21 protein-coding genes and 2 pseudogenes are annotated in these 24273 nt (G+C 71.9%); 11 read left to right on the top strand and 12 right to left on the bottom strand.

Annotated features, from left to right (window positions below; genetic code table 11):
• Positions 1–115: 115 nt before the first annotated feature.
• The 4 genes and pseudogenes from C4J65_RS08650 to C4J65_RS08635 all read right to left on the bottom strand — a co-directional run.
• Positions 116–754 carry a VTT domain-containing protein gene (locus tag C4J65_RS08650; protein WP_115741881.1) on the bottom strand — a complete coding sequence of 213 codons (639 nt, stop codon included), beginning with the start codon at positions 752–754 and terminating at the stop codon, positions 116–118.
• Between the two features lie 173 nt (positions 755–927).
• Positions 928–1389 carry a DoxX family protein gene (locus C4J65_RS08645; protein ID WP_115741880.1) on the bottom strand — a complete coding sequence of 154 codons (462 nt, stop codon included), beginning with the start codon at positions 1387–1389 and terminating at the stop codon, positions 928–930.
• Between the two features lie 311 nt (positions 1390–1700).
• Positions 1701–3377: an alkaline phosphatase D family protein gene (locus C4J65_RS08640; RefSeq protein WP_115741879.1), complete on the bottom strand. Its 1677-nt coding sequence runs from the start codon at positions 3375–3377 to the stop codon at positions 1701–1703.
• A gap of 88 nt (positions 3378–3465) precedes the next feature.
• Positions 3466–3747: pseudogene (locus tag C4J65_RS08635) on the bottom strand (HNH endonuclease family protein); the annotation flags it as partial.
• Between the two features lie 113 nt (positions 3748–3860).
• Here C4J65_RS08635 and C4J65_RS08630 point away from each other — a divergent pair.
• The 4 genes from C4J65_RS08630 to C4J65_RS08615 are packed head-to-tail and all read left to right on the top strand — an operon-like array spanning position 3861 to position 8483.
• Entirely contained in the window at positions 3861–5054 is a 1194-nt protein-coding gene (locus C4J65_RS08630) for a tyrosine-type recombinase/integrase (protein ID WP_115741878.1), read from the top strand.
• Complete coding sequence (locus C4J65_RS08625; RefSeq protein ID WP_162833086.1) at positions 5044–7263, top strand: tyrosine-type recombinase/integrase; 2220 nt, start codon at positions 5044–5046, stop codon at positions 7261–7263. The genes C4J65_RS08630 and C4J65_RS08625 overlap by 11 nt, the downstream gene beginning before the upstream one ends.
• 29 nt (positions 7264–7292) lie before the next feature.
• Positions 7293–7700 carry a DUF6262 family protein gene (locus tag C4J65_RS08620; RefSeq protein WP_115741876.1) on the top strand — a complete coding sequence of 136 codons (408 nt, stop codon included), beginning with the start codon at positions 7293–7295 and terminating at the stop codon, positions 7698–7700.
• Between the two features lie 21 nt (positions 7701–7721).
• Positions 7722–8483 carry a hypothetical protein gene (locus C4J65_RS08615; RefSeq protein WP_162833085.1) on the top strand — a complete coding sequence of 254 codons (762 nt, stop codon included), beginning with the start codon at positions 7722–7724 and terminating at the stop codon, positions 8481–8483.
• 103 nt (positions 8484–8586) lie between these two features.
• Here the strand turns inward: C4J65_RS08615 and C4J65_RS08610 are convergent.
• Positions 8587–8958, bottom strand: a pseudogene (locus C4J65_RS08610) (hypothetical protein); the annotation flags it as partial.
• A gap of 550 nt (positions 8959–9508) precedes the next feature.
• Between C4J65_RS08610 and C4J65_RS08605 the strand changes: the two are divergent.
• Both C4J65_RS08605 and C4J65_RS08600 read left to right on the top strand, forming a co-directional pair.
• Positions 9509–10090 carry a TMEM165/GDT1 family protein gene (locus tag C4J65_RS08605; RefSeq protein WP_115741874.1) on the top strand — a complete coding sequence of 194 codons (582 nt, stop codon included), beginning with the start codon at positions 9509–9511 and terminating at the stop codon, positions 10088–10090.
• Positions 10091–10237: 147 nt separating this feature from the next.
• Positions 10238–10906, top strand: a complete 669-nt coding sequence (locus tag C4J65_RS08600; protein ID WP_115741873.1) for an HAD-IA family hydrolase — start codon at positions 10238–10240, stop codon at positions 10904–10906.
• 96 nt (positions 10907–11002) lie between these two features.
• Here C4J65_RS08600 and C4J65_RS08595 read toward each other — a convergent pair whose 3' ends face one another.
• Positions 11003–12241, bottom strand: a complete 1239-nt coding sequence (locus C4J65_RS08595) for a peptidoglycan-binding domain-containing protein (protein ID WP_115741872.1) — start codon at positions 12239–12241, stop codon at positions 11003–11005.
• 166 nt (positions 12242–12407) lie between these two features.
• On the opposite strand from C4J65_RS08595, the gene C4J65_RS08590 reads away from it, so the two are divergent.
• Positions 12408–14477 (top strand): MFS transporter, encoded by a 2070-nt coding sequence (locus tag C4J65_RS08590; protein ID WP_115746355.1) that lies wholly within the window; start codon positions 12408–12410, stop codon positions 14475–14477.
• Between the two features lie 9 nt (positions 14478–14486).
• Here C4J65_RS08590 and C4J65_RS08585 read toward each other — a convergent pair whose 3' ends face one another.
• Positions 14487–14993 (bottom strand): GNAT family N-acetyltransferase, encoded by a 507-nt coding sequence (locus tag C4J65_RS08585; protein WP_115741871.1) that lies wholly within the window; start codon positions 14991–14993, stop codon positions 14487–14489.
• A gap of 159 nt (positions 14994–15152) precedes the next feature.
• On the opposite strand from C4J65_RS08585, the gene C4J65_RS08580 reads away from it, so the two are divergent.
• Both C4J65_RS08580 and C4J65_RS08575 read left to right on the top strand, forming a co-directional pair.
• Complete coding sequence (locus C4J65_RS08580) at positions 15153–15824, top strand: hypothetical protein (protein ID WP_115741870.1); 672 nt, start codon at positions 15153–15155, stop codon at positions 15822–15824.
• 4 nt (positions 15825–15828) lie between these two features.
• Positions 15829–16458 (top strand): hypothetical protein, encoded by a 630-nt coding sequence (locus C4J65_RS08575; RefSeq protein ID WP_115741869.1) that lies wholly within the window; start codon positions 15829–15831, stop codon positions 16456–16458.
• A 10-nt stretch (positions 16459–16468) separates the two neighbouring features.
• Here C4J65_RS08575 and C4J65_RS08570 read toward each other — a convergent pair whose 3' ends face one another.
• Positions 16469–16876 carry a DUF1992 domain-containing protein gene (locus C4J65_RS08570; RefSeq protein WP_115741868.1) on the bottom strand — a complete coding sequence of 136 codons (408 nt, stop codon included), beginning with the start codon at positions 16874–16876 and terminating at the stop codon, positions 16469–16471.
• A gap of 88 nt (positions 16877–16964) precedes the next feature.
• On the opposite strand from C4J65_RS08570, the gene C4J65_RS08565 reads away from it, so the two are divergent.
• Entirely contained in the window at positions 16965–17357 is a 393-nt protein-coding gene (locus C4J65_RS08565) for a hypothetical protein (protein ID WP_162833084.1), read from the top strand.
• A 92-nt stretch (positions 17358–17449) separates the two neighbouring features.
• Here C4J65_RS08565 and C4J65_RS08560 read toward each other — a convergent pair whose 3' ends face one another.
• From C4J65_RS08560 to proP, 3 genes are read right to left on the bottom strand one after another with little or no spacing between them, the layout of a single operon-like run.
• Positions 17450–18121, bottom strand: a complete 672-nt coding sequence (locus C4J65_RS08560; RefSeq protein ID WP_115741866.1) for an O-methyltransferase — start codon at positions 18119–18121, stop codon at positions 17450–17452.
• Positions 18118–18669, bottom strand: a complete 552-nt coding sequence (locus C4J65_RS08555) for a GNAT family N-acetyltransferase (protein WP_162833083.1) — start codon at positions 18667–18669, stop codon at positions 18118–18120. Before C4J65_RS08555 ends, C4J65_RS08560 begins: the two co-directional genes overlap by 4 nt.
• A gap of 26 nt (positions 18670–18695) precedes the next feature.
• The gene (proP, locus tag C4J65_RS08550; RefSeq protein ID WP_115741864.1) at positions 18696–20084 is read right to left on the bottom strand and encodes a glycine betaine/L-proline transporter ProP; all 1389 of its coding nucleotides are present in this window, start codon (positions 20082–20084) and stop codon (positions 18696–18698) included.
• Between the two features lie 410 nt (positions 20085–20494).
• Between proP and C4J65_RS08545 the strand changes: the two genes are divergently transcribed.
• Entirely contained in the window at positions 20495–22594 is a 2100-nt protein-coding gene (locus C4J65_RS08545; protein WP_162833082.1) for a bifunctional glycosyltransferase 87/phosphatase PAP2 family protein, read from the top strand.
• On the opposite strand, the gene C4J65_RS08540 is transcribed toward C4J65_RS08545, so the two are convergent.
• A complete protein-coding gene (locus C4J65_RS08540; RefSeq protein WP_115746354.1) occupies positions 22548–24203 on the bottom strand; it encodes a hypothetical protein in 1656 nt (551 codons plus the stop codon). The genes C4J65_RS08545 and C4J65_RS08540 overlap by 47 nt on opposite strands.
• Between the last annotated feature and the right edge of the window lie 70 nt (positions 24204–24273).

Here is a 24273-nt window from a genome sequence, read left to right as displayed (position 1 = left end):
GCCGCTGACCCCGATGCGCCGATCCGTCGGCCCGGCGCCCCGCACGCCGGTCGGTCGACGCCCGGCGCCGCGCGGCCTCGTCGCCATGAGGCCCCGCCGCTGCGAGCCTTCGCGGCTACGAGGCCTCCGTCGTTCGTGGCTGGCGGCGCATCAGGTACGCCGCTGCCGCGCCCGCGCCGAACAGCGCCACCAGCGACACCCCCGTCGCCAGCCAGGTGGCTCCCAGCCACTGGCCGCCGAAGTAGCCGAGGGCGACGCTGTACGCGGCCCAGGCCAGCCCGGCCAGGGCCGACCAGGGAAGGAACTCGCGGACCCGGCGATGGGCCGCGCCGGCGACGAGCGAGACGACCGAGCGGCCGGCCGGGGCGAAACGGGCCAGGACGACGAGAGCGCCGCCGCCGCGGGCCAGGGCGCCGCCGAGACGTTCCTGCGCGGAGGTCAGCCGCCGGGAACGGGCGATCGCGCGGTCCAGCCGTGCCCCGCCGCGCCAGGCGAGGCGGTACACGGCCAGGTCGCCGATGACCGACGCGGTCGCCGCGCAGAGGGTGAGGACGAGGATGTCGGGGACGTCCTGCGGGACCCGTCCGGCGGCCGCCGCTCCCGACCCCGCGGCCGCCGCCGTCGCCGCCGTGATCACCAGGACCCCGCTCGGCAGCACCGGCAGGAAGATGTCGAGCAGCACCGAGACGCCCACCAGCACATAAATCCATGGGCTGCTGACCAGCGACCCGATACTTCCCAGACCTTCGACCACGACAACTCCCGGTACTCCCCCGTGGGCCGGGCCATGCCGCGAGACGCGGGGACGGCAGGAGCGGCCAATGACAGCCATACAGCGTACGCCCGGGGTGTGACAGAGGGTTCACAGGGGGCTTGTGTGATCGACGCAAGGCGTTCACACGGGGGAGTGAGCCCGCGGTGGTCCGATCAGGCGGCGACAGGCGTCTGCCGCTCGGGGGCGGACTCTTCCCGCTCGGACGTGCGCCGGGCGAGGAGGCGGTCCAGGCCGAAGGCGCCGGATCCGGTGAAGGCGAGCAGCAGGAAGGCCCAGCAGAACATGGCGGGGGCCTCGCCGCCGTTCTCGATCGGCCACAGGGCGCCGGGCTGGTGCACCTTGAAGTAGGCGTAGGCCATCGAGCCGGAGCAGATGACCGCTGCCGGGCGGGTGCCGAGGCCCAGCAGGACGAGGCCGCCGCCGACCAGTTGGATCACGGCCGCGTACCAGCCCGGCCAGGTGCCCGCGTCGATCGTGCCGCCCGTCATCGCGGCGCCGCCGAGGACGCCGAAGAGCGAGGCGGCGCCGTGGCAGGCGAAGAGCAGGCTGATGACTATGCGGAACAGGCCGAGAACATACGGCTGGGCGCTGGTGCTGTTGAGGCGTGCGGGCATGCGGGGGTGCTCCTTCGGTCGGCCGGCCGGGGCGGGCCGGTGGGGGACGGAACCGAGTGGGCTGCCCACGTTAGGTGCGCCTAATGAGTGCTTGCAAGTTCAACATTCCGCCATAGCCTGACGTGCAGTCACCTGCCCGGCGCCGCCGCCGGTCCAGGTGGGAGCGCTCCCACACCCGCAACGCGGTCCGCCGATGTGACTCAATTCATACCCCGCCCCGCCCTCGCCGACTCATGCCGGAACAAGGCCGTACGCATAGGCGTATGCGTACGGCCTATGCGTAGGCCTATGGGTAGGCCTACGCGTACGACCTACGCCAACTCCCGGTCCGTGGCGGTCCGCAGGACGTTCGTCCCGTCCCGATTCGCACGGGCCTGTTCCAGGCGCAGCCGGGCCGACCGCCCCCGCAGGGTCAGCGTCATGATCTGGTTGCCGAACCAGGGCCCGCCGGTCCTGCGCCAGCCCACCGCCGGGGGCGCGCAGCGTCCGTGCCGGGCGATGCGGCGTCCGAGGGCCCGCGCCGGGGCGCTCCAGCCGAAGCGGAAGCCGAGGCGGATCGAGAGCGGCACCGAGTTGTGGACGGGGGAGCAGGTCAGCTGGGCCACCCGCGCGTCGGGTGTACGCCCCGGCCAGGACGGCTCGGCCACGTAGGCGTGGTGGACGTCGCCCGACAGCACGCTCACCGTCGCGGGCGCCCCCGGCCCGGTACCGGCATCGGCGATCAGGTCGCCGAGGGCGTCGAAGGACGAGGGGAACGCGGACCAGTGTTCCAGGTCGGCCCCGCGTCGGATCCGTTCCCCGATCCGTGCCCAGCGGGCGCCCCGCTCGCCGCCGCACATCGCGGCGTTCCACGCCTCCACGTCGTGCACCAGGTGGGGCAGCAGCCAGGGCAGGGAGGTGCCGATCAGTAGATGGTCATACGCACTGTCGCCGTCGCCGTCGCCGTCGCCGTCGCCGTCGCTGTCGTCCCGGCCCTCCATGACCTGCTCGCGCAGCCAGGCGGCCTCGCCCGGGTCGAGCATCGTGCGGCGGTCCTCGTCCAGGACGCGGGCCGCGCGGGAGTCGACCATCAGCAGCCGTATGCGCCCGAAGTCGCGCCGGTAGCTCCAGCGGACGGAGGCCGGGTCGGCGTCGGCCCGTGCGGCGAACTCCCGCAGCGTGTCGGTGCCGTCGGACGCCTCGCGGACGGCCGCGTAGAGCGGGTCGGCGGCCAGTTCGTCCGGGGAGAGGTTGCCCAGCTGCTGGTACACCCAGTACGACATCAGCCCGCTCAGCACCCGCTCCTGCCACCAGTCGGTGGCCCGCATGTCGGCGAGCCAGGCGGCGGAGGTGTTCCAGTCGTCGATGACGTCGTGGTCGTCGAAGATCATGCAGCTCGGCACGGTGGACAGCAGCCAGCGCACCTCCGGGTCGAGCCATGACTCGTAGTAGAGGTGGGTGTACTCCTCATAGTCGGCGACCTGGGCGCCGGGGCCCGCCTCCACGTCGCGGCGACCGGCGATCCAGTCGCGCGTGGCGTCGGAGATCTCGTCGGCGTACACCTGGTCGCCGAGCAGGAGCAGCACGTCCGGGCGGGCGCCCCCGGGATCGGCCGCGACGCGGGCGGAGAGGGTGTCCAGGGCGTCGGGGCCCACCCGGCCCTTGCCTCCGCTGGGCGGCGCCGCCCAGCGGCAGGAGCCGAAGGCGACGCGCATGCCGTCGTCGTCCCCGGGCGTGGCGATCACCGACGGTGGGAAGCGGGAATCGGGCGGCGGCCACACGCCCGTGCCGTCGAGGAGCACCTCGTACTCCGTCGCCGTGCCGGGGGTCAGGCCGCCGACCGGGACCAGCGCGTAGTGGTGGTCCGCGATCCGGAAGCTGCGGGCCGTGCCCCGGGCGCCGTCGGCGCAGCGCACCTCGGCCGTGCAGGGGCGGTCCGTCTCGACCCAGACGGTCGCGCACGAACCGTCGGTGTACCTCAGCAGTGGGCCGAGGCGCAGTTCCGCCATGATGATCCTCTCCTCCGTCGCCCCGTACGGTACGGAACGACGGAGGCCGGCGGGGAGGTTCCGCGCCGAACGGACGGTGTACGGGGCGTCAGCAGTTGGCGAGGTAGCCCTGCAGGGCGGACTTCTCCGCGGAGTCGACCGAGAGGTCGTAGTAGTACTTCACCTGCACCCAGGCGCGCACGTACGTGCAGCGGTAGGCGCTGCGCGAGGGCATCCAGGTGCCCGGATCCTGGTCGCCCTTGGACTGGTTGACGTTGTCGGTGACCGCGAGGAGTTGGGGCCGGGTCAGGTCGTTGGCGAAGGACTGCCGCCGCGAGGTGGTCCAGGAGTCGGCGCCGGAGTCCCAGGCCTCGGCGAGCGGCACCAGGTGTTATCCGCACCTTGTTTTTGGTGCCGCTGACGTCTGTGACGTGGCGTGGTGGGCCGTGTCCTTCCTGTGAGCGGTGCGTTATCCGGTGCAGCGGTGAGGTGCCGCTGACAGCGATGACGGACGGGGTGGCGGTGGCAAGTACGCAGCGGGTGGTCACCGGTGAAGGCGTGACGTGGACGGTCGTCGGCGAGGACTACCGTGTAGCGGAGCCGGTCGAGCAGTACCTGGAGTACCTGAGATCGAGGGACTGCTCACCCAACACCCTCAAGAGCTACGCGCGGGGCCTGGCCCTGTGGTGGACGTTTCTGGAGCGTCGGGCGCAGGCGTGGGACGCCATCGGAGTGACTGAACTCGGCACCTTTGTCGGGCAGTTGCGTCGCGGAAGTGTGGCTGAGGACGTGGTTCCGCTCCATGAGGTCGTGAAGGCGGCCGACGCGACCGTGGCGAGCCGGGCCCGCGCGGTCATGGGCTTCTACCGCTATCACGCCTCGCGCGGGGTCGAGGTCGCGGGACGGCTGTACGAGACGGTGAGGGCCAGGCCGGGAAGCTACCTGCCGTTCCTGGAACACGTGGCGCGCAGGGCCGGACGCCGTTCGAGCGTGGTCAAGATCCGGGTCCGGGCGAAACCGGTGCCGGTGCTGCTGCCCGCTCAGATGGCAGCGATCCGTGAGGCGGAGGCGTCCTGGGACGCGGCAGGCGCGGTCTGGTCGGGCGAACTGCGGTACCGCCTGCTGTGGACCCTGCTGGAGGAGACCGGGCTGCGGCTCGGCGAGGCCCTTGGCCTGCGGCACCGCGATTGGAAGACCGGCACGGGTACGACCGCGCAGGTCGAGGTCGTCCACCGTGAGGACCACCCGCACGGCCTGCGGGCCAAGAGCGGTCACCGCCGCGTCTTCGTCGGCTCGGTTCTGGACCGCCTTTACGGCGACTGGGTCTGGGCACTGTGCGAGGCCGGTGCAGACGTCGAGCTGGACGACTGGGACGACGCGTACATCTTCTGCAACCTGCACCGCGGACGCCGGTTCGCGCCGCTCAGGGCGGAGAGCGTCTATAAGCACCTGGCCGCGCGGAAGCAGCACGTCCCCGGCCTGCCACCGGGCATGACCCCGCACTGGTACCGGCACACCCACGCCACGGCCCTGCTGCTGTCCGGAGTGCCGATGCACGTGGTCAGCCGCAGGCTCGGCCACGCGGACATCCAGACCACGATCAACACGTACGCCCATGTGACCGAGGACGCGGAGCTCCGGGCGTGCGCGGATTGGCAGGAGATCACGAAGGCGTGGGGAGCTGACAGTGAGCGTTGAGCGGAAGACCGTCACATCATTGCCCGAACAGAGGGCGCAGGCTCCAAGGGTTCGTGAGCGCAATCGCCGGGACAAACGGGACCCGCGGCTGCCGATCGCTGAGCTTTTCAGCGAGGAGCGGGCGAGGCGGCTCTGGGAGAGCCTGCCTGAGGAACACCGGCGGGATCACTTCGACTCCGCGAACATGCCCGAGGACTACCGTCAGGCGTTCATCGTCCGAACGATCGACAAGAGCCGGGGCTGGTACACCCAGTCCCTCAGCCTCCGAGGACTCCCGGAGCCGATGACCTGGGAAATGGCCTGGTTCATCGACCAACAGGTCGCCGACGGATACAGCATCAACACCAATCGCCTGGGTGAGCTGCGGCGGGGTCTTGTTCTTGCGGTTGAGCACGGCAGTTCCGTGGCACGGACAGCGCGGTCGCTGACGGCTCTGACGCACGAGGAATGGGGGCGAGAGGTCAGGGGAGCGCTGATGCGCACCCACACTTCAGCCAACCCCCATCTACCGGCATGGGTCGAGAACGGCCTGAAGCACGTGCAAGACCGTCTTGCCCACGCCTACCACGACGGGGAGTGGTGGCGGTTGAACGTCTGGAACCCCGCTCTGGACCGGCGCATCCCGCAACGGGAGCACGAGCCCAATGGCCGCACGGTGGCCAACTTCAGCCAGCTCACGACAGGCTGGTTCCGGGAAGCCGCAAAGTGGTGGCTGTCCGTCCAGTTGTCGACCGAGCGGTACGTGTGGTCGTCGGTGAAGAGCAGGCTGGATCACCTGAAGTGGTTCCAGTGGTACATCGACGAAGCAGGCTGCGCCGGTCCTCAACTCGTCGACTCACCGGAGAAGCTTCGGCCCTGGCTGCTCGGGTTTGTGACCTCACTCAACAGTCACACCGCGATGACCGGCCCGAACAAGGGCGGCAGGCTGGCGAAGAACAGCCGACGGGGCCCGCTGGTGACCATCGAGGCGTTCTACCGGTGGATCTACGACAACCGTGCCGAGGCGGTCTCGGTTCTCGGTGACCGGCGCTGGGCCGGACTTGGCCTGGAGCACACGGTGCTGTTCCGCTTGGAAGACAAGCCGCGACTCACCAACCAGCTCCCGGACGACATGGCCCTGGAGGACGAGGTGATCAGTACGATCGCGGCGGGTTCCGGGGTACTCGCGGCCTCCAAAGCCGAGGGAGGCCTTGATGACCGGCAGGCTTTCCATGCGTTGATGCTGCTCATCCGAACGGGCCGGCGCATGAACGAGGTCCTGATGATGGACTTCGAACCGCTGCTGCCGCTGCTGACCACGGGGAAACAGAAGGACAAGGGGCCGGACGGTTTCGTGGCCCGGCTCGCCTATCAGCAGACGAAGATCACCGGTGGCGAGCCGCCGACGATCCCTGTCGACCAGGAGATCGTCGACATCATCCGTCTCCAGCAGAAGTGGGCCCGCGAGTTCATCGCCGCGCAGGGCTCCCCAGAGGGCACTGAACCGCCGTATCTGTTCCTGCAGACCAAGAACAACCGGCTCGGGAAGAGGCCCTACGCTTCGGCGACGTTTCACAGTCGCCTTGGCGTACTGACCGAGAAGCTGGCGATCACCGACAGTGTCGGCCGCCCTGTCAAGATCTCGAAGACCCACACCTTCCGGCACACCCGGGCGACCGACCTGATCAACGCCGGGGTCCCGATCCACGTCGTCATGCGCTACCTGGGACATGTCACACCGGCCATGACCATGCACTACGCCAAGACCCTGGCCGTGACGGCCGAGCGCGAGTTCCTCCGCTACAAGAAGGTGACGGCCGACGGCCGGACCGCCGAGGTGAACCCCAGCGACCTCTACGACCTCCTCCACCTGGACCAGCGGGCCGACCGAGTGCTGCCCAACGGCTGGTGCATGCTGCCGCCCCGGCAGGTCTGCTCCAAGGGCAACGCCTGCCTCACCTGCGACAAGTTCGTCACCGACACCAGCCACCGCGACGAACTCCAGCACCAGCTCCAGCAGTCCGAAGCGCTGATCGCGCGCCGCCAGACCCAGTTCACCGCCCGGCACGGGGAGCCGATGGGTGAGGACAACATCTGGCTCGCCGGCCGCCTCGCCGAGACCCGCGCGCTGACCAAGGTCCTCGTCGCCCTGGACCAGGTCAGCGTCCACGAGGACGGCCACCTCCGGGCGGTTCGCGGGGCAGGCGCTGCCGATCGCCCCGAACCGTAGCCCGCTGCCCGACAACAGGAGCCGACCACATGACGCCGCTGCCCAAGCACCTTCGCCAGGCCACCCGCGCCCGTACCCAGGAAGCCGAGAAGCGGGCGCGCACTGCCCTCGCCGAGCTGGCCAGGGCGGGCAAGCCCATCAGCTTCACCGCCGTGGCCCGCCAGGCCGGGGTGAGTACGGACTTCCTCTACAGGAGCCCGGAACTTCGGACGCAGATCGAGCGGCACCGAGCCAAGACCGGACCGGTTCCGGCGGGGCCTGCGAATCCGCCGGGCGACTCCTCGACCTCCGCCGCGGTGAGGGCACTGAGCGCCCGCCTCACGCGGCAGCAGGAGGCGCACCGTGCCGAGGTGACGAGGCTGCGCAAGGCACTGGAAGCCGCGCAGGGAGAAAACCTCGAACTCCGCAGGCGTCTGGCCCGCCACGAACCTGACTGACGCCGCTGCCATACTCCAGGCGTGACAAGCGCAGCAGCCTCTGACTCCGAAGGCATACCCGATCCCGCAGCCGTGCTTGCTGGCACAAACTGGGCTGCACTGGGCCACGCCATGGGGAAAGCCGATGACGCCCGCGAGATGCTGATCGGGCTTCTGGACACTGACCAAGCCGTGAGATCCAGAGCGCTGGACTATCTGGACCACGTAGTCCACCACCAGAACACCCTGTACGAGGCGACTGTCCCTGCTGCGTTGTATGTGGCCGGGATCCTCGCCGATCCCCGGACCAGGCTGCCTGTCGACGGAAGGAACTGTGCTCCTGGGACGATGCGCGCCGAACTGGTGGACTGGCTGGGATCGGTGGCCAGAGAGGTCGACAACGAAGCCGAGAAGATCAGCCGCCGTCACGGGTTCCCGCCCGAGGACTATCCGCCGTTCAACGGGATCCGCCGCATCCGTTCGCAGCTTTTCGGCGAAATCTCCCCGTATCTTGACGACCCAGACCCCCAAGTGCGCGTCGCGGTCGTCACTGCGTGCATCCCGCTGCTCGATGACGCACGCCTGGTTCACCACCAGAAGGACCTCGTTCCGCTCGTGCGGAGTGTGCTGGCCACGAGCGAGCGATGGCAACATCAGGAGTTGGCGCTTGAGACCTTGCAGACCTGGGGCGAAGACACCTCAGGGATAGAGGTGCGGCGCAACCCGTTCGAGTTCTGTGACTCGGAGTTTGACGGAACGGAATGGGCTACGACTACTTCCTACGGCGACGATCCCCCTTTCTGACGCCAGGTCCCCCACTCAAATCAATAGCAAACCCGATGTCAGCGGCATGCCGCAGACGCTCTCACCTCGTGATTCAGTGAATCCTCGCTGTCGCGGTCGCAGATACCAGGTGGTCGATGTCGACGTCGGAGGAGGCGGACCAGGTGGCGCCGTCGTAGGGGGAGTACCAACTGCCGCTGGTGGCGGCGCAGGAGGAGTCGGTGACGACGTTCGTGCCGTCGCGCTTGAGGATCGTCTCGCGGGTGTTGCAGGTGCCGGACTGGGTGATCCAGTGCGGGAAGAGGTCGCGGTCGTAGCCGGTGCGGTCCTCGGTGGCCACCGTGAGGGAGGCGAGGTAGGTGCGGGCGGTGGCGGCGCTGACCGGGGTGGGGAGAGCGGCGGAGGCGGCCGGGCCGTTGAGGAGCCCGGCGGAGGCTATGAGCCCGGTGAACGCGGCGAGGAAACCGAGCCGTCGACGCGCGTAGAACTTCGGCATGCGAACTCCCTTGAGGTGTGGGGGTGTTGGGACGCGGGCAGGGGAATGCTCGCGACGCCGCATGGCGCACAGGTGTGCGGCCGGAAAGAAGTTAGTGACGTGTGCATGGCACGTCTAGGAGTGCGACGAGACTCGTCACAGGACTTTGACGGGCTCGGCGCGGGACCCGGCGGGGCTCGGCGCGGGACTTTCGGCCCTCGGTCCCGGCGGGGCTCGGCGCGGGACTTTCGGCCCTCGGTCCCGGCGGGGCTCGGCGCGGGACTTTCGGCCCTCGGTCCCGGCGGCGGGTTCGCGTACTATGGACGGCGCAGAAGGGGAGTAGCTCTTCGCCGGACCGTCGACATACTGCTCAGCCCGCCTGAGCCGGCGCCCGGAGGCAGGCCTCGCACGCGAGGCAGGCCAGCGAGACCTTCGGCAAGCAGTGCACGCCCGTGCCGTACGGCAGGGGTGGATCCGTGTGCTGCCGTGCCGAGGTGTCGCGCGTCGCGGAGGTTGTGGAATCCGCGCAATCAGCACTCTCGGTGGGGTGGCCCCGACCGATTGAGGAATCTTGATCAGCCTGACCGTGACGGCGCTCGTCTTCGGCGTCGTCTTCCTCGCCGAACTGCCGGACAAGACCGCCCTCGCCGGCCTCGTCCTCGGCACCCGCTACCGCGCCTCGTACGTCTTCGCGGGCGTCGCCGCCGCCTTCCTGCTGCACGTCGTGCTGGCCGTCGCGGCCGGCAGCGTGCTGACCCTGCTGCCGCAGCAGCTCGTGCACGCGATCACCGGTGTGCTGTTCCTCGGCGGTGCCGCCGTGCTGCTGATGAAGAAGGACGACGAGGACGGGGAGGTCCGCAAGCCGGAGGACCAGTCCTTCTGGAAGGTCGCCGGGGCGGGCTTCATGCTCATCCTGGTCGCCGAGTTCGGCGATCTGACGCAGATCATGACGGCCAACCTCGCGGCCCGTTACGACGATCCGCTCTCCGTCGGCCTCGGCGCGGTGCTCGCACTGTGGGCGGTGGCCGGGCTCGGCATCGTCGGTGGAAAGGCCCTGATGAAGCGGGTGCCGCTCGGGCTGATCACGAAGATCGCGGCCGTGCTCATGCTGGGCCTCGGCGTGTGGAGCCTGTGGGAGGCGATCGCCGGCTGAGCGGCCGGCGGTGTGTACGGGTGGCGCGTGCCGGTGGCGCGAACCGGGTCTATTTTGTACCGTGGATGAACAAAGTGGTTCCCGCCCGTTCTCCCTGACCGGCGGGCGGGGCCGCCTTGTTTCCTCCCCGCCCCTTGGAGTCTGCCGATGACGGCCACCGCCACCACCGTTCTGCCCGCCCGTGCCCTGCTGCTCGACATGGACGGCACCCTCGTCAACTCGGACGCCGCCGTGGACCGCGTCTGGCGGCGCTGGGCCGACCGGCACGGGCTGGACGGCGACGAGGTCATGAAGGTTGTCCACGGACGGCAGGGCTACGCCTCGATGGCGCTGCTGCTGCCGCACCGGCCCATGGAGCAGAACCACGCCGACAACGCGCGCATGCTCGCCGAGGAGACCGCCGACACCGAGGGTGTCGTCGCGATCCCCGGCGCGCCGGAGTTCCTCGCCTCGCTGCGCGGTGTGCCGCACGCCCTGGTGACCTCGGCCGACGTGGCGCTGTCCACCGCGCGGATGGCCGCCGCCGGGCTCGCGCAGCCGGACGTCCGGGTCACCGCCGAGTCGGTCGGCGCGAGCAAGCCCGACCCGGAGGGCTTCCTCAAGGGCGCCGCCGAACTGGGCATCGCCCCCGCCGACTGCATCGTCTTCGAGGACTCCGGCGCCGGTATCGCGGCCGGGCGCGCCGCCGGGATGCGGGTCGTCGGGGTCGGACCGCGCGCCGGGTTCCACGGGCCGGACGTGGTCGTGGAGGACCTGACGCGGGTGCGCGTCGAGGCCGACGCGGACGGGGGCGGGCTGCGCCTGCACATCGGCTGACGGCGGCCGAGGGCCCTGCCTTCACCGCTGCCGAGTCTTACGGCTCCTGCCTTCACCGCTGCCGAGTCTTACGGCTCCTGCCCGGTACGCCGGCCGCTACGGCTCCTGTGTCTCCGACTCCAGCCTGCGGCGGGTCTCCGGGCCGTAGACGCCGAGTCTGTCGGTGCGTATGCCGCTCTCCCACTGGTACTGGCGGACGGCGTCCTCGACCTGGCGGTTGTAGTCGCCGTCGAGGTCGCCCCAGTACATCCACTTCTCCTTCAGGCGCTGCTGAAGTTCCACCACCTCCGGGCCCTGGTCGCCGCGGCGCAGCATGGGGCCGCCGCCGGGGTCCCGGTCGTCGTCCTCGGACTCCTGCGGGGCGTCGTCGGTCGGCGCGCTCGTGCTCTGCGTCGGCTCGGCCGACCGGGACGGGGTGGGCGAGGCGCTCGACGCCGACGGGGACGGCGACGACGAGGCGCTCGCGTCGGCCGACGGGGAAGCGGACGCGGAGGCGGAGGCGGACGCGGAGGGTGACGGGGAGGCGGAGGACGCGCTCGGTTCCGCGCTAGGGGAGGCCTCGCTGGTCGACGGGTCCGGCACGCTCGCGCGGACCTCGTCCGGCAGCGCCCCGTCCCGCGACGGGGTGTCGTACGAGAACAGCCCGCTCGCGAATCCCGCCGCGCCGACCACGACGACGACCGCCCCGGCCGCACTCAGCAGGACGCCCTTGCGCCGCCGCCGCGGCCGTCCCCCGCTGCCCGCACTGTCCGTCCCCGGGCCCACCCGCGCGAGGGGCGCGGTGGCGGACGCGTCGAACAGGCGCAGGTCGTGCGCGCTGGGCGAGCCGGTCGAGGGTGCGAGGGGCGTCGGCAGCGCGGAGGTCGCTTCCGAGGGCGCTCCCGTGTCCCCGTCGGGCGAGCCGGCACCGGCACCGGCACCACCATCGGCATCGGTACCGGCTGCCGTACCTGTACCCGCTCCCGCTCCCGCACCGGCCCCGGCGTCGACGGCGCGCAGCGTCATGGTGGCGTCCGGGTCGGAATCGGACGCGGGCGCGGCGCCGCGCTCACCGGACACGTCGGACACGGCGGCCGCACCGGACACTCCGGACGCGCCGGCCGTGTCCGAAGACTCCCCGGCGTCGGTGCCGTCCAGCTCGACGTACGGCCGTATGCGCAACGGATCGAAGTCCTCCGCCGCTGCCGCCTGGGCCGTGCGTGCGTCGCGCAGGGCGTCGGACGCCCTGGTTCCGCAGGCGCAGGACGGGGTGTTGTCCGCCGCCCTGGGTGTGCCGCACTCCGGGCAGGCGGCCCCCGCCGGCCGGTCCTGCGACGGCTCCTTCTGCTGCTCCACGCGTTCGTCCCTCCCCTCGCGACTCCCCTCGCGAACTCCAGAGATTATGCAGATCTTCTCCATACTTCGGCGCACACGCCCCCGGAATACCGGCTTCCAGGAGGACTGAAACGGCCAAAACCGGTCACACCGACCAGGATGGATCGTGACACCTGTGGAGGTCGGGATGGCCGGAGACGTGCGCGAGGCGACGGAGTCGGAGCCGGACCCGGCGCGGCCCGCCGCACCGGGCGGGCAGGAGCAGGTCTCCAGCGGCGTACTCGTCTCCATCGGAGCCCTGCTCCTCGGCATGCTGCTCGCCGCACTCGACCAGACCATCGTGTCGACGGCGCTGCCGACCATCGTCAGTGATCTGGGCGGCCTGGAGCACCTGTCCTGGGTGGTCACCGCGTATCTGCTGGCGGCCACCGCCGCGACCCCGCTGTGGGGCAAGCTCGGCGACCAGTACGGACGCAAGAAGCTGTTCCAGCTGGCGATCGGGATCTTCCTGGTCGGCTCCGCGCTGTGCGGCATCGCGCAGGGCATGTCCGAGCTGATCGCCTTCCGCGCCCTGCAGGGCCTGGGCGGCGGCGGGCTGATGGTGCTGTCCATGGCGATCGTCGGGGACCTGGTCCCGCCCCGTGAACGAGGCCGCTACCAGGGGCTGTTCGGCGCGGTCTTCGGTGCGACCAGCGTGCTGGGGCCGCTGCTCGGCGGCGTCTTCACGGAGCACCTCAGCTGGCGGTGGGTCTTCTACATCAACCTGCCCATCGGCGTCGTCGCGCTCGCCGTGATCGCCGCGGTCCTGCACATCCCGCGCCGCGCCGCCCGGCACGTCATCGACTACCTCGGCACCCTCCTCATCGCCTCCGTCGCCACCTGCCTGGTCCTCGTGGCCTCGCTCGGCGGCACGACCTGGGCCTGGGGCTCCCCGCAGATCGTCGGTCTGGCGGTGCTCGCGGTCGTCCTGGCCGTGCTCTTCGTCGTCGTGGAACGCAGGGCGGCCGAGCCCGTCCTGCCCCTCAAGCTCTTCCGCGTCCGCACCTTCACGCTGTCCGCCGTCATCAGCTTCGTCATCGGCTTCGCGATGTTCGGCGCGATGACGTACCTGCCGACGTTCTTGCAGGTCGTGCGCGGTGTCTCCCCCACCGTGTCCGGTGTGTACATGCTGCCGATGGTCTTCGGCCTGCTGCTGTCGTCGACCGTCTCCGGGCAGATCGTCAGCCGTACCGGCCGCTGGAAGGTGTTCCCCGTCGCGGGCACCGCCGTCACCACCCTCGGCCTGCTCCTGCTGCACCAGCTCGACGAGCACAGCGCCACCGGCGAGGTGAGCGCCTACTTCTTCGTCTTCGGCCTGGGCCTCGGTCTGGTGATGCAGGTCCTCGTCCTCATCGTGCAGAACGCCGTCCCCTACGAGGACCTGGGCGTCGCCACCTCGGGCGCGACCTTCTTCCGGTCCATCGGCGCCTCGTTCGGCGTGGCCATCTTCGGCACGATCTTCGCGAGCCGCCTCGGCGACCAGCTCGCCGACGCCTTCCGGGGCGCCGCCCTGCCACCGGGCGTCTCCGTGGACACCCTCAAGGCCGACCCCCGCGGCATCGGCGCCCTGCCGCCCGCGCTGCGCCCCGAGGCGATCCACGCCTACGCCTCCTCCATCACCGACGTCTTCCTGTACGCCGCCCCCGTCGCCCTCGTCGCCTTCCTGCTGGCCTGGTTCCTGAAGGAGGACCGGCTGCGCGGCTCGGTCACGGCGCCGGACGCCACCCAGACCCTGGCCAGCAACCCGGTGGAACGCTCCTCGCACGACGAGGTGTGCCGCGCCCTGTCGGTGCTCGGCACCCGGGAGGGCCGCCGGGAGATCTACCGCCGGATCACCGCGCGGGCGGGCTACGACCTGCTGCCCGCGTCCAGCTGGATGCTGCTGCGGGTCAGGAAGTACGGCCGGGTCGAGCCGGCCCAGCTCGCCGAGCGCAGCCCGGTCCCCCTGGCCACCGTGATGGCGGCGGCCCGGCAGGTGGAGGAGCGGCACCTCGCCGTCCGCGAGGGCCCCGACCTGGTCCTCACCCGCCGGGGCCGCGCAGTCGCCGAAAAGCTGGCGCTGGCCCGCGAGGACTCGCTCGCCGAACTGCTCGGCGACTGGTGGGGCCCGGACCGCCCGACCGACCTGGTGCGGCTGGTGCGGGAGCTGACCGGCGAACTGTGCGGCTCGGAGCGGGAGCGCCCGCACGAGGGGCGTGCGCCCGCGCGGGCGGGCTGAGCGCCGCCGTCAGGAGTCGCGGTCGCGGCGCAGCCGCTTGGCGAACCAGTGCTCGGCGTACGGACTCTCGTTGCACGCCTCGGTCTCGGTGTAGCCGAGGCGCGCGTACAGGGCGCGGGCCTCGACGAGGTCGCCCCGCGTGTCCAGGACCATGCGCACCGCCCCGAGCGCCCGTGCGGCGTCCTCGGCGGCCCGCACCAGCAGCGCGGCGCCGCCCCGGCCGCGCATCGAGCCGCACAGGAAGACCCGGGTCAGCTCGGCGGTGGTGTCGTCCAGCAGCCGGACGCCCGAGGTGCCGGCCGGTTCACCGCCGTAGCGCGCGACCAGCAGGCGTCCACGGGGCGGTACGAGGTCGGCACCGGGGTACGCGGCGATCTCCCGCTCCAGTTCGTCGGGGTCGGTGGCACGGTCCTCGTGGAGCCGGTACCAGCGGTCGCTCACCTCCGTGTAGTACGCGCGCCAGAGGGCGGCGGCGACGGGGGAGTCGTACGGTTCCGGGTCGACGGTCCAGGTCATGACCTGTCGGCGGGAAACCGGTGTGCCGGGCAAGCGTATTTTCCCACCGGTGCGCCTTTGGTGCACGCCGTGCGCCGTTTGAGCGCGGGCTGCGGGGCAACACGAACCGCGAACCGGCCCGTTCGGAGAGCCGGCAGGCCGAAAACCCGGAAGGCACTCATGTCCACAGGCGTGATCATCGCTTTGATCGTGATCGTGGCGGTCGTGCTCGTCGTCGCGGCCGTCCTTGCCCTACGCGCACGGGGCCCCCAGCACGGCGGAAGCCTGAAGCGGCGCTTCGGGCCCGAGTACGACCTGGCCGTGGCCCGGCACGACGGCGACACCAAGGCGGCCGAACGCGAACTGGCCGAACGGGTGCGGCGGCACGGGTCGTTGCACCCGCGGCCCCTCGAACCCGCCGAGCGCGAGCGCTTCGAGGCGCGCTGGGCCGCGGCTCAGGAGCACTTCGTCGACTCCCCGCGCGAGGCGGTCGGCGAGGCGGACCGGCTGCTCGCGGAACTCGCCGGCGCCCGCGGCTTCCCGGACGGGGGCCAGTACGAGGAGCAGCTCACGGCACTGTCCGTGCATCACGCCCGCCATGTCGAGGGCTACCGCCGCGTGCACCGCGTGACCCACGCACGCGTGGACGACGCGGGGGAGGGCGGTGCGGGCACGGAGGAGATGCGCGAGGCCATCGTCGAGGCCCGCGCGCTGTTCGAGGCCCTGGTACGGCAGGACCGCCACGGCGACGGTCGGCAGCGGGCCGGTACGGAAGCCGGCGGGTCGCCCGCGCACTCCGCCCGCGCGCCCCACACGTGGTCGCTCGGCAAGCGCCGGCCGAAGGAGAGCTGAGGCAATGCCCGACGTGACAGGCGACCACGGCACCCCTACCGAGCCCCGCACCCCCACCGAGCCAGGCACCCCTACCGAGCCCCGCACAGCGGCGGGACCCGGTCCGGCGGCGGGACCCGGCACGACGGCCGATCGCGGCACCTCGGCCGAGCCCGCCACCACCGCCGGTCTCCGCACGACCTCCGAGCCCGGCGCGATCGCCGCGCCCGGTACGACCCCCGCGCCCGGTACGACCCCCGCGCCCGGCGCGACGACCGGGCCCGGCACGGCTCCCGAGCCCGGTGCCACCGGCGAAACAGCCCCGGTGGGGGGCCCGACAGGCGGGCCGTCGGGCGTCCCGGTGGCCGCCCGCTCGCTCCTCCCGCCCGGGGAGTCCGACCGACTCGGTGAGCGGCTGCACCACGCCGTGGCCGGGTTCGTCGACGCCCCGCGGGCCTCCGTGGCGGAGGCCGACCGGGTCCTGGAGGAGATCGCCGCCCGCTTCGCGGACGCCGTGGCGCACCGCCGCCGGACCCTGCGCACCTCCTGGCAGGAGGCCGACGGGGACCGGGGTGCGCCGAGCACGGACACCGAGCAACTCCGCCTGGCCCTGCGGGACTACCGCGAGCTGGCGGACCGGCTGATGCGCCTGTGAAGGACGGGCGTCACCGCTCCGCCCGGCCCTCCCGCCACTGCCGTACGACCTCTTCGACGTCGTAGGGCTTCAGACCCAGCGGGGGGCCGGGCGGCGGCTTGAACATGACGTCGCGGATCTTGACGTTGATCTCCTCGACGATGCGGCGGACCACCCGCTCCGACGGTGCCTCCGCCGCCGCCTCCAGGGCGTCCTCCGCCTCCTTGCGCAGGGCCAGGGTGGGCGGCAGCACGGAGAATCCCTCGCGGGCCATCTTCCGCTTGACCCACCACAGTTCGTCGTAGGTGCTGTCCAGCTCGCCGGGCAGGGGCTTGCCCACGCCCGGCAACTCGGCGAACTCGCCGCGCGCGTCCGCGTCTCGAATCTGTTTGTCGACCCAGGACTCGAAGTCGACGCCAGGTGGCTTTCGCTCGGTCATGACCCCATTGTGCCGGACGCCGGACACGGCTTCACCGGCCGATCTATCATGCGGCGGCGACAAGCCAACGGACCTCGAAGGAGCGCACGTGCTCGAACTCACCATGGCCGCCGTCACCGCGGCGGACGCGGGTGCCACGGCCGGCATGCAGATGGCCGACGCGCCCAGCGAGCCCGACGCGGTGCTGAGGGTGGGCAGGGACAAGTCCGTGTGCCGGCTGTCGACGCCGGACGACTGGCTGTTCGTCTCCCGGGTCCACCTGGAGTTCCGCTGCGGAGCCGACGGCACCTGGCGGCTGAGCTGGCTCCGCGGTTCCCAGGCGGATCCCTCCAGCGAGGTCCGGCTGACCGTCGGCGAACACCGGCAGGCCCTGCCGTACGGCGGCACCGTGCCGCTGCCCAGGGGCGGCAGCGGCGAGGTGGTGGTGCAGGACCGCGCGGAGCCGCGCAGCGTCAACGTCGGCTTCTACCACGAGGTGTAGGTCCGGCCCCGCGCTCGGGTCAGCCCCTCACGCCAGCCGCTCACGCCGGCAGCTCAGGCCAGCCGCTCACGCCAGCCGCTCAGACCGGCAGCTCAGGCCAGCACACGCGCCAGCGCGAAACCGTCGTACCCCTTGGTGCCGACCGTCTGGAGCGCGGTGCCGCTGAGCCGGGGGTGGCTGCCGATCAGCTCGATGGCGGCGCGGGTGCCGCGTACGTCGTCGCCGGTGTCGTCGGCGTCGGCCACCCGGCCGCCGCGGACCACGTTGTCGATGACGATCAGGCTGCCGGTGCTGGTGAGTCTCAGGGCCCACTCGAGGTAGTGCGGGTTGTTGCCCTTGTCGGCGTCGATGAAGACCAGGTCGAAGGGCGGCGGGTTCTCGTCGGCGAGCTTCGGCAGGGACTCCAGCGCGGGACCCACCCGTACGTCGACGAGCGCGTCGAGTCCGGCGCGGGCGATGTTGCGGGTGGCGACCTCCGCGTGCCGGGCGCTGTACTCCAGCGTGACCAGGCGGCCCTCGGCGGGCAGGGCGCGGGCCAGCCAGATGGTGCTGTAGCCGCCCAGGGTGCCGATCTCCAGGATGGTGCGGGCGCCCTGGAGCTGGGCGAGGAGCTGGAGCAGCTTGCCCTGGTTGGCGGCGACGTTCACCGGGGGCAGCCCGGCGGCGTCGCTCTCCCGGCGGGCTGCCGCCAGGGCCTCGTCGTCGGGTGAGAGGTGGGTGACGAAGTAGGTGTCGACGTCGTCCCAGACCTGCGACTCGCTCATGCGGGGCCTCCCGTGTACGTCGTGACGTGTTCCCCGCGTGCGGGCCGGACCTGTGCCCTGCGGCGGAAGAGCTGGCGGGAGCCGCCCTCCGGGCCGGGGGCGACGGCCTCGGCGGGGGTGAAACCGAGGCGCTCGTAGAAGGCGCGGGCGCCGCTCTCGGTGGCGCCGGGATGGTCGGCGCCGAAGGTGACCACCTCGACGTCGGCCGGTTCCCGCACCCACCTGCCCAGCGCGTCCCGCATCAGCGCACGGCCGACGCCGCCCGCGCGGGCCTGCCGGGACACGACCAGCCAGTGGACGTGGTGGACCGGCGGGTCCGCGTCCGCGTCCGTGCCGAAAAGGAGCCCGCCGAGCAGCTCCGCGCCCGCACCCGCACCCGCGTCGGGGTCCGGGGCGATGGCGACCAGGGCCGCGCCCCGGCGGATGTGCTCGCGCACCGCGTCGTGGAATCCGGCGTCCTCGACCATCGGGCCGAACCAGTGCTCCACCTGGCCCGCCAGGCCCAGGAATCCGGGGAAGTCTCGCTCCTCGGCGAGTCTGACCATCATCCTGGCAGTCTCGCAGACAAGGGCGATCAGCGCCGTTGCTCCACCGCCGGTGCCGAGCCCGGCAGCGGGCGGCCCGCCGACTCCGTCATGAACCACACCGCCACGCCGCCGACCACGGCCGCGGCCATCATGTAGTACGCGGGCATCATCATGTCGCCCGTCGCCCCGATCAGCGCCGTCACCACCAGCGGCGTCGTCCCGCCGAACAGGGACACCGAGACGTTGAAGCCGATCGACAGCGAGCCGTACCGCACCCGCGTCGGGAACAGCGCCGGCAGCGCCGACGGCATCGACGCCGTGAAGCAGACCAGCAGCAGGCCCAGCGCGCCCATGCCCAGCGCCACCGCGAGCAGGCTGCCCTCGCGGATCAGCAGCAGCGCCGGGACGGACAGCAGCAGGAAGCCCGCGCAGCCCGCGGCGATCACCGGCCGCCGCCCGACCCGGTCGGTCAGCGCGCCCGCGAACGGCTGGACGACCATCATCAGCGCCATCACGCCCAGCACCACGAGCAGCCCGTGCGTCTCGTCGTACCTCAGTTCGCTGGTGAGATAGCTCGGCATGTACGACAGCAGCATGTAGTCGGTGACGTTGAAGACCAGCACCAGGCCGACGCAGAGCAGCAGCGCCCGCCACTGACCGGTGACCATCTCGCGCAGCGGCACCTTCGGCCGCTCCGTCTCCGCCTTCGCCACCTCGGCCGCGAACGCCGGGGTCTCCTCCAGCCGCATCCGCAGGTACAGGCCGACGACGCCCATCGGGCCCGCGATCAGGAACGGGATGCGCCAGCCCCAGGACATCAGGTCGCCGTCCGACAGCAGCGCCGTCATCAGCGTCACCAGACCGGCGCCGCCGATGTACCCGGCGAGCGTGCCGAACTCCAGCCAGCTCCCCAGGAACCCGCGCCGCCGGTCCGGCGCGTACTCGGCGATGAAGGTGGACGCGCCCGCGTACTCACCGCCGGTGGAGAACCCCTGCACCAGCCGTGCGACCAGCAGCAGCACCGGCGCCCAGACGCCGATCGTCGCGTACGACGGGATCAGCCCGATGGCGAACGTGCCCGCCGCCATCATGATCATCGTCACGGCGAGCACCTTCTGCCGCCCGACCCGGTCCCCGAGCGGACCGAAGACCATGCCACCCAGGGGACGCACCAGGAACGCCGCCGCGAAGGCGCCGAAGGTGGAGAGCAGCTGCGCGGTCGGGTTGCCCGACGGGAAGAAGACCTTGCCCAGCGTCACGGCGATGTAGCTGTAGACGCCGAAGTCGAACCACTCCATCGCGTTGCCCAGCGCCGCCGCCTTGACGGCACGCCGGACGAGGGCGGGATCGGTGGCGGTGGACGCGCCGGAGCCACCCGGGGCGGCGGGTACGGGGGTGGTGCGGAACGGGGGAGTGGCGACGGGGGCGGCCGACAAAACTACGCTCGCCTGCTTTCGACGGGGACGGGGACGGGGGCGGGGGGAACGCCACGACCCGCACGGCGGCGCTGTCGCCGGGCCGGAAAGAGCCCGCGGCACTCGGCCACGGGCGGAAAAGCGACCATAGGCGCTGATGCTCCGCTTACGCCCGGTATGCTTTTCGTTGCACTGTGCACCAAAATGGCGTACACGCAGGGGACATGCGCGCGCCGCGTACCGTTCCGCCACCCGCGCTCTGTGATCCTTCTCGCTCCCCGAGTCGAGAAGCCGGCGGGTGTCAGGTTGAGTGGGGGTCGCTCGCGTCTTCCTCCGGGGGTGGTGCGAGCCTCATAGGGTTCGCAGGGACGACACACCGCGTCCACGAGCACGGTGCGTACGGTACGAACGGGGCGGGAGGCCGACGAGGCGTGGCGAATGCGGAGCACAGTGGGCGACCGGCGGAGTCCTTCGGAGCCTCGGCCGCCGACGTGACCAGAGCACGATGGCGCGTCGCACGCCTCGGCCTGTGGCTGATCGCCGCCGTCCTGGCCGTACGACAGGTGGCCGCGGTCCTCGGCACCCCGCGCGGGGAACGCCTGACGGACCTGGAGACCTGGGTCGGCGAGCACGGCGTCCTGCATGTGGAGGGGTCCCTCTACGACTCCACGCAGTTCACCGGGACGCCCTTCGTCGGCCTCGTCCTCAAACCCTTCACCCGCGCCGCGGAGCAGGCCCTCGGCTGGGGCTGGACCTTCGGCTCGCTGCTGCTGGTCGTCGCCCTCGGCCTGGTCGCCGCCCGCGCCCTGCCCCAGCCGGTCGGACGGCGTACGGCGCTGCTGGCGGCGCCGGTCGCCATCAGCCTGCTGATGCTGTCGCTCCCGGTGCGCAACGCGTTCTGGCTCGGCCAGACCAGCATCATCCCGGTCCTCCTCGTCCTGCTGGGCTGCTTCGCCGTACGCGGGGCCCAGGGCGACCGGGTGGGCGGCGTGCTGATCGGTGTCGCCGCGGCCTTCCAGCCGACCGTCCTCCTCTTCGTGCCGCTGCTGTGGTTCACCGACCGCAGACGCGCCGCCGTGTCGACCGGGATCACGTTCGCCGCCTGCACGGCCGTCGCCTGGGCGGCCATGGCCCAGGACTCCTACACGTACTGGGTGCACCACATGGCGGGCGTCGGCCTGGGCGGCGAGGCCGACGACCTCGCCAACCAGTCCCTGCACGGCGTGCTGCTCCGCCTCGGCCTGAACGGCCCGCCGGAGATCGCCCTCTTCCTGCTGCTCGGCGCCGCCGTCGCCGTCCTCGCGCTGCGCCGCGCCGTGCGCTACGCCCGCGACGGCCAGCTGCTGCTCGCCGTCGCCGTCACCGGCTGCGCGGCCGTGGTCGTCTCCCCGGCCACCTGGCAGCACCAGCTGCTGTGGGTGCTGCCCGCGGTCGTCGGCCGGGTCGGCAAGAAGGCCTCCGACCGGTACGTGTGGCCGGTCGCCGTCGTCCTCGTGATGACGCTGCCCGCGAAGATGATGCTGCCGAACATGTCGGCCCTGTACCCGCTGCGGGACAACGTCGTCCTGCTCGCCGCGCTGGCCGCCGCCGTCGCCGTGCCCTTCCTGCCGCGCACGTCGCCCTACTTCGACACCCCGGTCCCGACGGCCTACGCGCCCCCCGTCCCGACCCGTTTCAAACACGTCCCGCTGCTGCCGTTCCTGCGCCGGGTCCTCACCCGCCCCAACCTCCTCCTGGAGCTGCTCCTCATCCGGGTCACCTACGCCGCCTACTCCCAGGTCCGCCTCGCGGCGACCGGCGGCAGCAACTCGGCGGGGCGGGCGCGCGCCGAGGAGCACGGCACGCAGATCCACGACATCGAGCGGTTCCTGCACATCGACATCGAGCACGCGATCAACCACGCGGTGGTCAAGGTCGGCTGGCTGCGGGACTTCTTCGACTTCTACTACACGTCGTTCCACTTCATCGTCCCGCTGGCCGTCCTCGGCGTCCTGTACTGGCGCCGCCCGGTCGACTACCGCTGGGCCCGCGCCTCCCTGGGCTTCGCCACCCTGCTGGCCCTGGTCGGCTTCTGGCTCTACCCGCTGGCCCCGCCGCGGCTGATGCCGGGACTCGGGATCATCGACACCGTGCACGGCGTGCAGGACTTCACCAAGCCGGACTACGGCACGCTGACGCACCTCACCAACCAGTACGCGGCGATGCCGTCGCTGCACTTCGGCTGGTCGCTGTGGTGCGGGGTGGCGATCGCGATCATCGCGCCGAGGATGTGGATGAAGGCCCTGGGCCTGCTCCACCCGCTCTTCACCGTCTCGGCGATCGTGGCGACCGGCAACCACTGGGTCCTGGACGCGGTGGGCGGCGCGGCGGTGGTCGCGGCGGGCTTCGGCCTGACGTACTGGTTCCAGGGCCCGAGGGCCAGGACGGTCACGGCGGTGGCGGTGGCGGCGGAGACGAAGCCGGTCGGAGGGCCCGCGGCGGACGTCAGCAGCGATCCCCCGGCCCCGGCGAAGGACCGTACCGGGAGCTGATCCGGTACTCGCCCGGCGCCCCGACGGTCAGCCGGGTGAACTCACCGTCCTGCGTGAGACACCCGCCGTCGCTGCGCAGCCACGGCGACCAGGCGACCCGCACGGTCACCGCACCGGGCCTCTCCACGCGCAGCACCAGGTCGGCGGGGGTGGTCTCCACGACCGTGCCGGGTGCGGAGACGAGCGGTACGGCGTCCCGCACCCGGAAGACCTGCCAGTGCGGGTCCCGCCAGACGGGCTCCAGCCAGTCGGGACGCAGCTCCGGGTCCCGGACCAGCTCCGCCTCGGCCCGCGCCGGGCCGTCCGGCCTGCCGAGCGGCACGACGACGAAGCCGACCGCCCACCGGTCCAGCCACTCCCGGTAGGCGGCCGCGGAGAAGGTGCCGTCGTAGAAGAGGCGGCCGCGTTCCACGTCGAGCTGCCGGTTCCAGCCGCGGGCCAGGTTGACGTGCGGGGCGAGCAGGGTGGCCTCGCGGTGGTTGCGGGCGGGCACCACCTCCACCCGCGTCCGGTCGGCGCCGAGCCCCTCCAGGGCCGCCACGACGCCGTCCGTCTCGGCGGCCCAGGCCGGCACGACGGTGGACACCTTCAGATCGTCGACGGTCTTCTTCCCCACCCAGCCCGCGGAGTAGACGAGCGAGACGGCCAGCAGCCCCGGCAGCAGCCGCCGCGACCGGGCCGCGGTGAGCGCCGGAGGGGCGGTGAGCAGCGCGGCCAGCAGCACGGCGGGCGCGAACAGCTCCGCGAACCGCTCGACGTTCGTGCCGACCGGCGAGGCGATCAGATACGTCAGCACGGTCCCGAGCGCGTAAACGGCCCCGCTCCACCGGGCGACCCGCCAGGTGGGCGGGGCGAGCACGGTGACGGCGAGGCCGAGCACGACCGGCGGCCAGATGCGGTCCGCCGGCATGGGCTGCTCCCCGGTGAAGGGGAAGAACAGCGTCGTCAGCCCGACGACGGCCGCCGGGGGTATGAGCAGCACCAGGGCCCGTCGCCAGTCCCGTACCAGCAAAAACGCGGCCCCCACCACGGCCAGGAACAGCCCGGCCACCGGCGAGGCCGCCGTCGCCAGCGCCGCGTACCCGGCGGCGAGCCACAGCCGCCGCTCCCGCACCAGCGGCACGCAGGCCGCCAGCGCGAGGGCGACACCGAGCGCGAAGGTGGTCCGGCCCGAGGCGACGTCGCACCACAGCGCGAGCGAGGCGAGCAGCGCGGGCCACACCGGCCGGCGCACCCCGCCCCGCACCATCAGCACGGCCGCGAGCCAGGAGGCGGCGAGGCCGGACACGGCCGTGACCGTGCGCACGCCGAGCGCCGCCATCAAGTACGGGGATATGACGCTGTAGTTGGCGGTGTGCATCCCGCCGTACCAGAACAGCCCGTACGCCGAACCCCCGTGCCGCGACGCGAAGTCCGCCCACGCCTCCTGCGCGGCGAGGTCACCGCCGCCCGTGGCGAGAAACGCCCACCACACCACGTACAGCGGGATGGTGGGCAACGTGGCGAGCAGCGGCACGCGATACCGGCGCCCGAAGTCGCGCAGGGCGTCGCTCGGACGTCTGTCCCGACGCCGTTCGGGCCGGGGGACGGTGAGTTCGGCAGGGGCCACGGTCGGGGGGTTCCGTTCGGCGTCGTCGGGGGTGCCCGGCGTGGACACACGTGCGAAGACGATAATTCGA

Source organism: Streptomyces sp. CB09001 (genome assembly GCF_003369795.1).
Lineage (GTDB): Bacteria > Actinomycetota > Actinomycetes > Streptomycetales > Streptomycetaceae > Streptomyces.
Note: the sequence above shows the minus strand (reverse complement) of the source record. Positions and strands in the feature narration are given on the sequence as shown.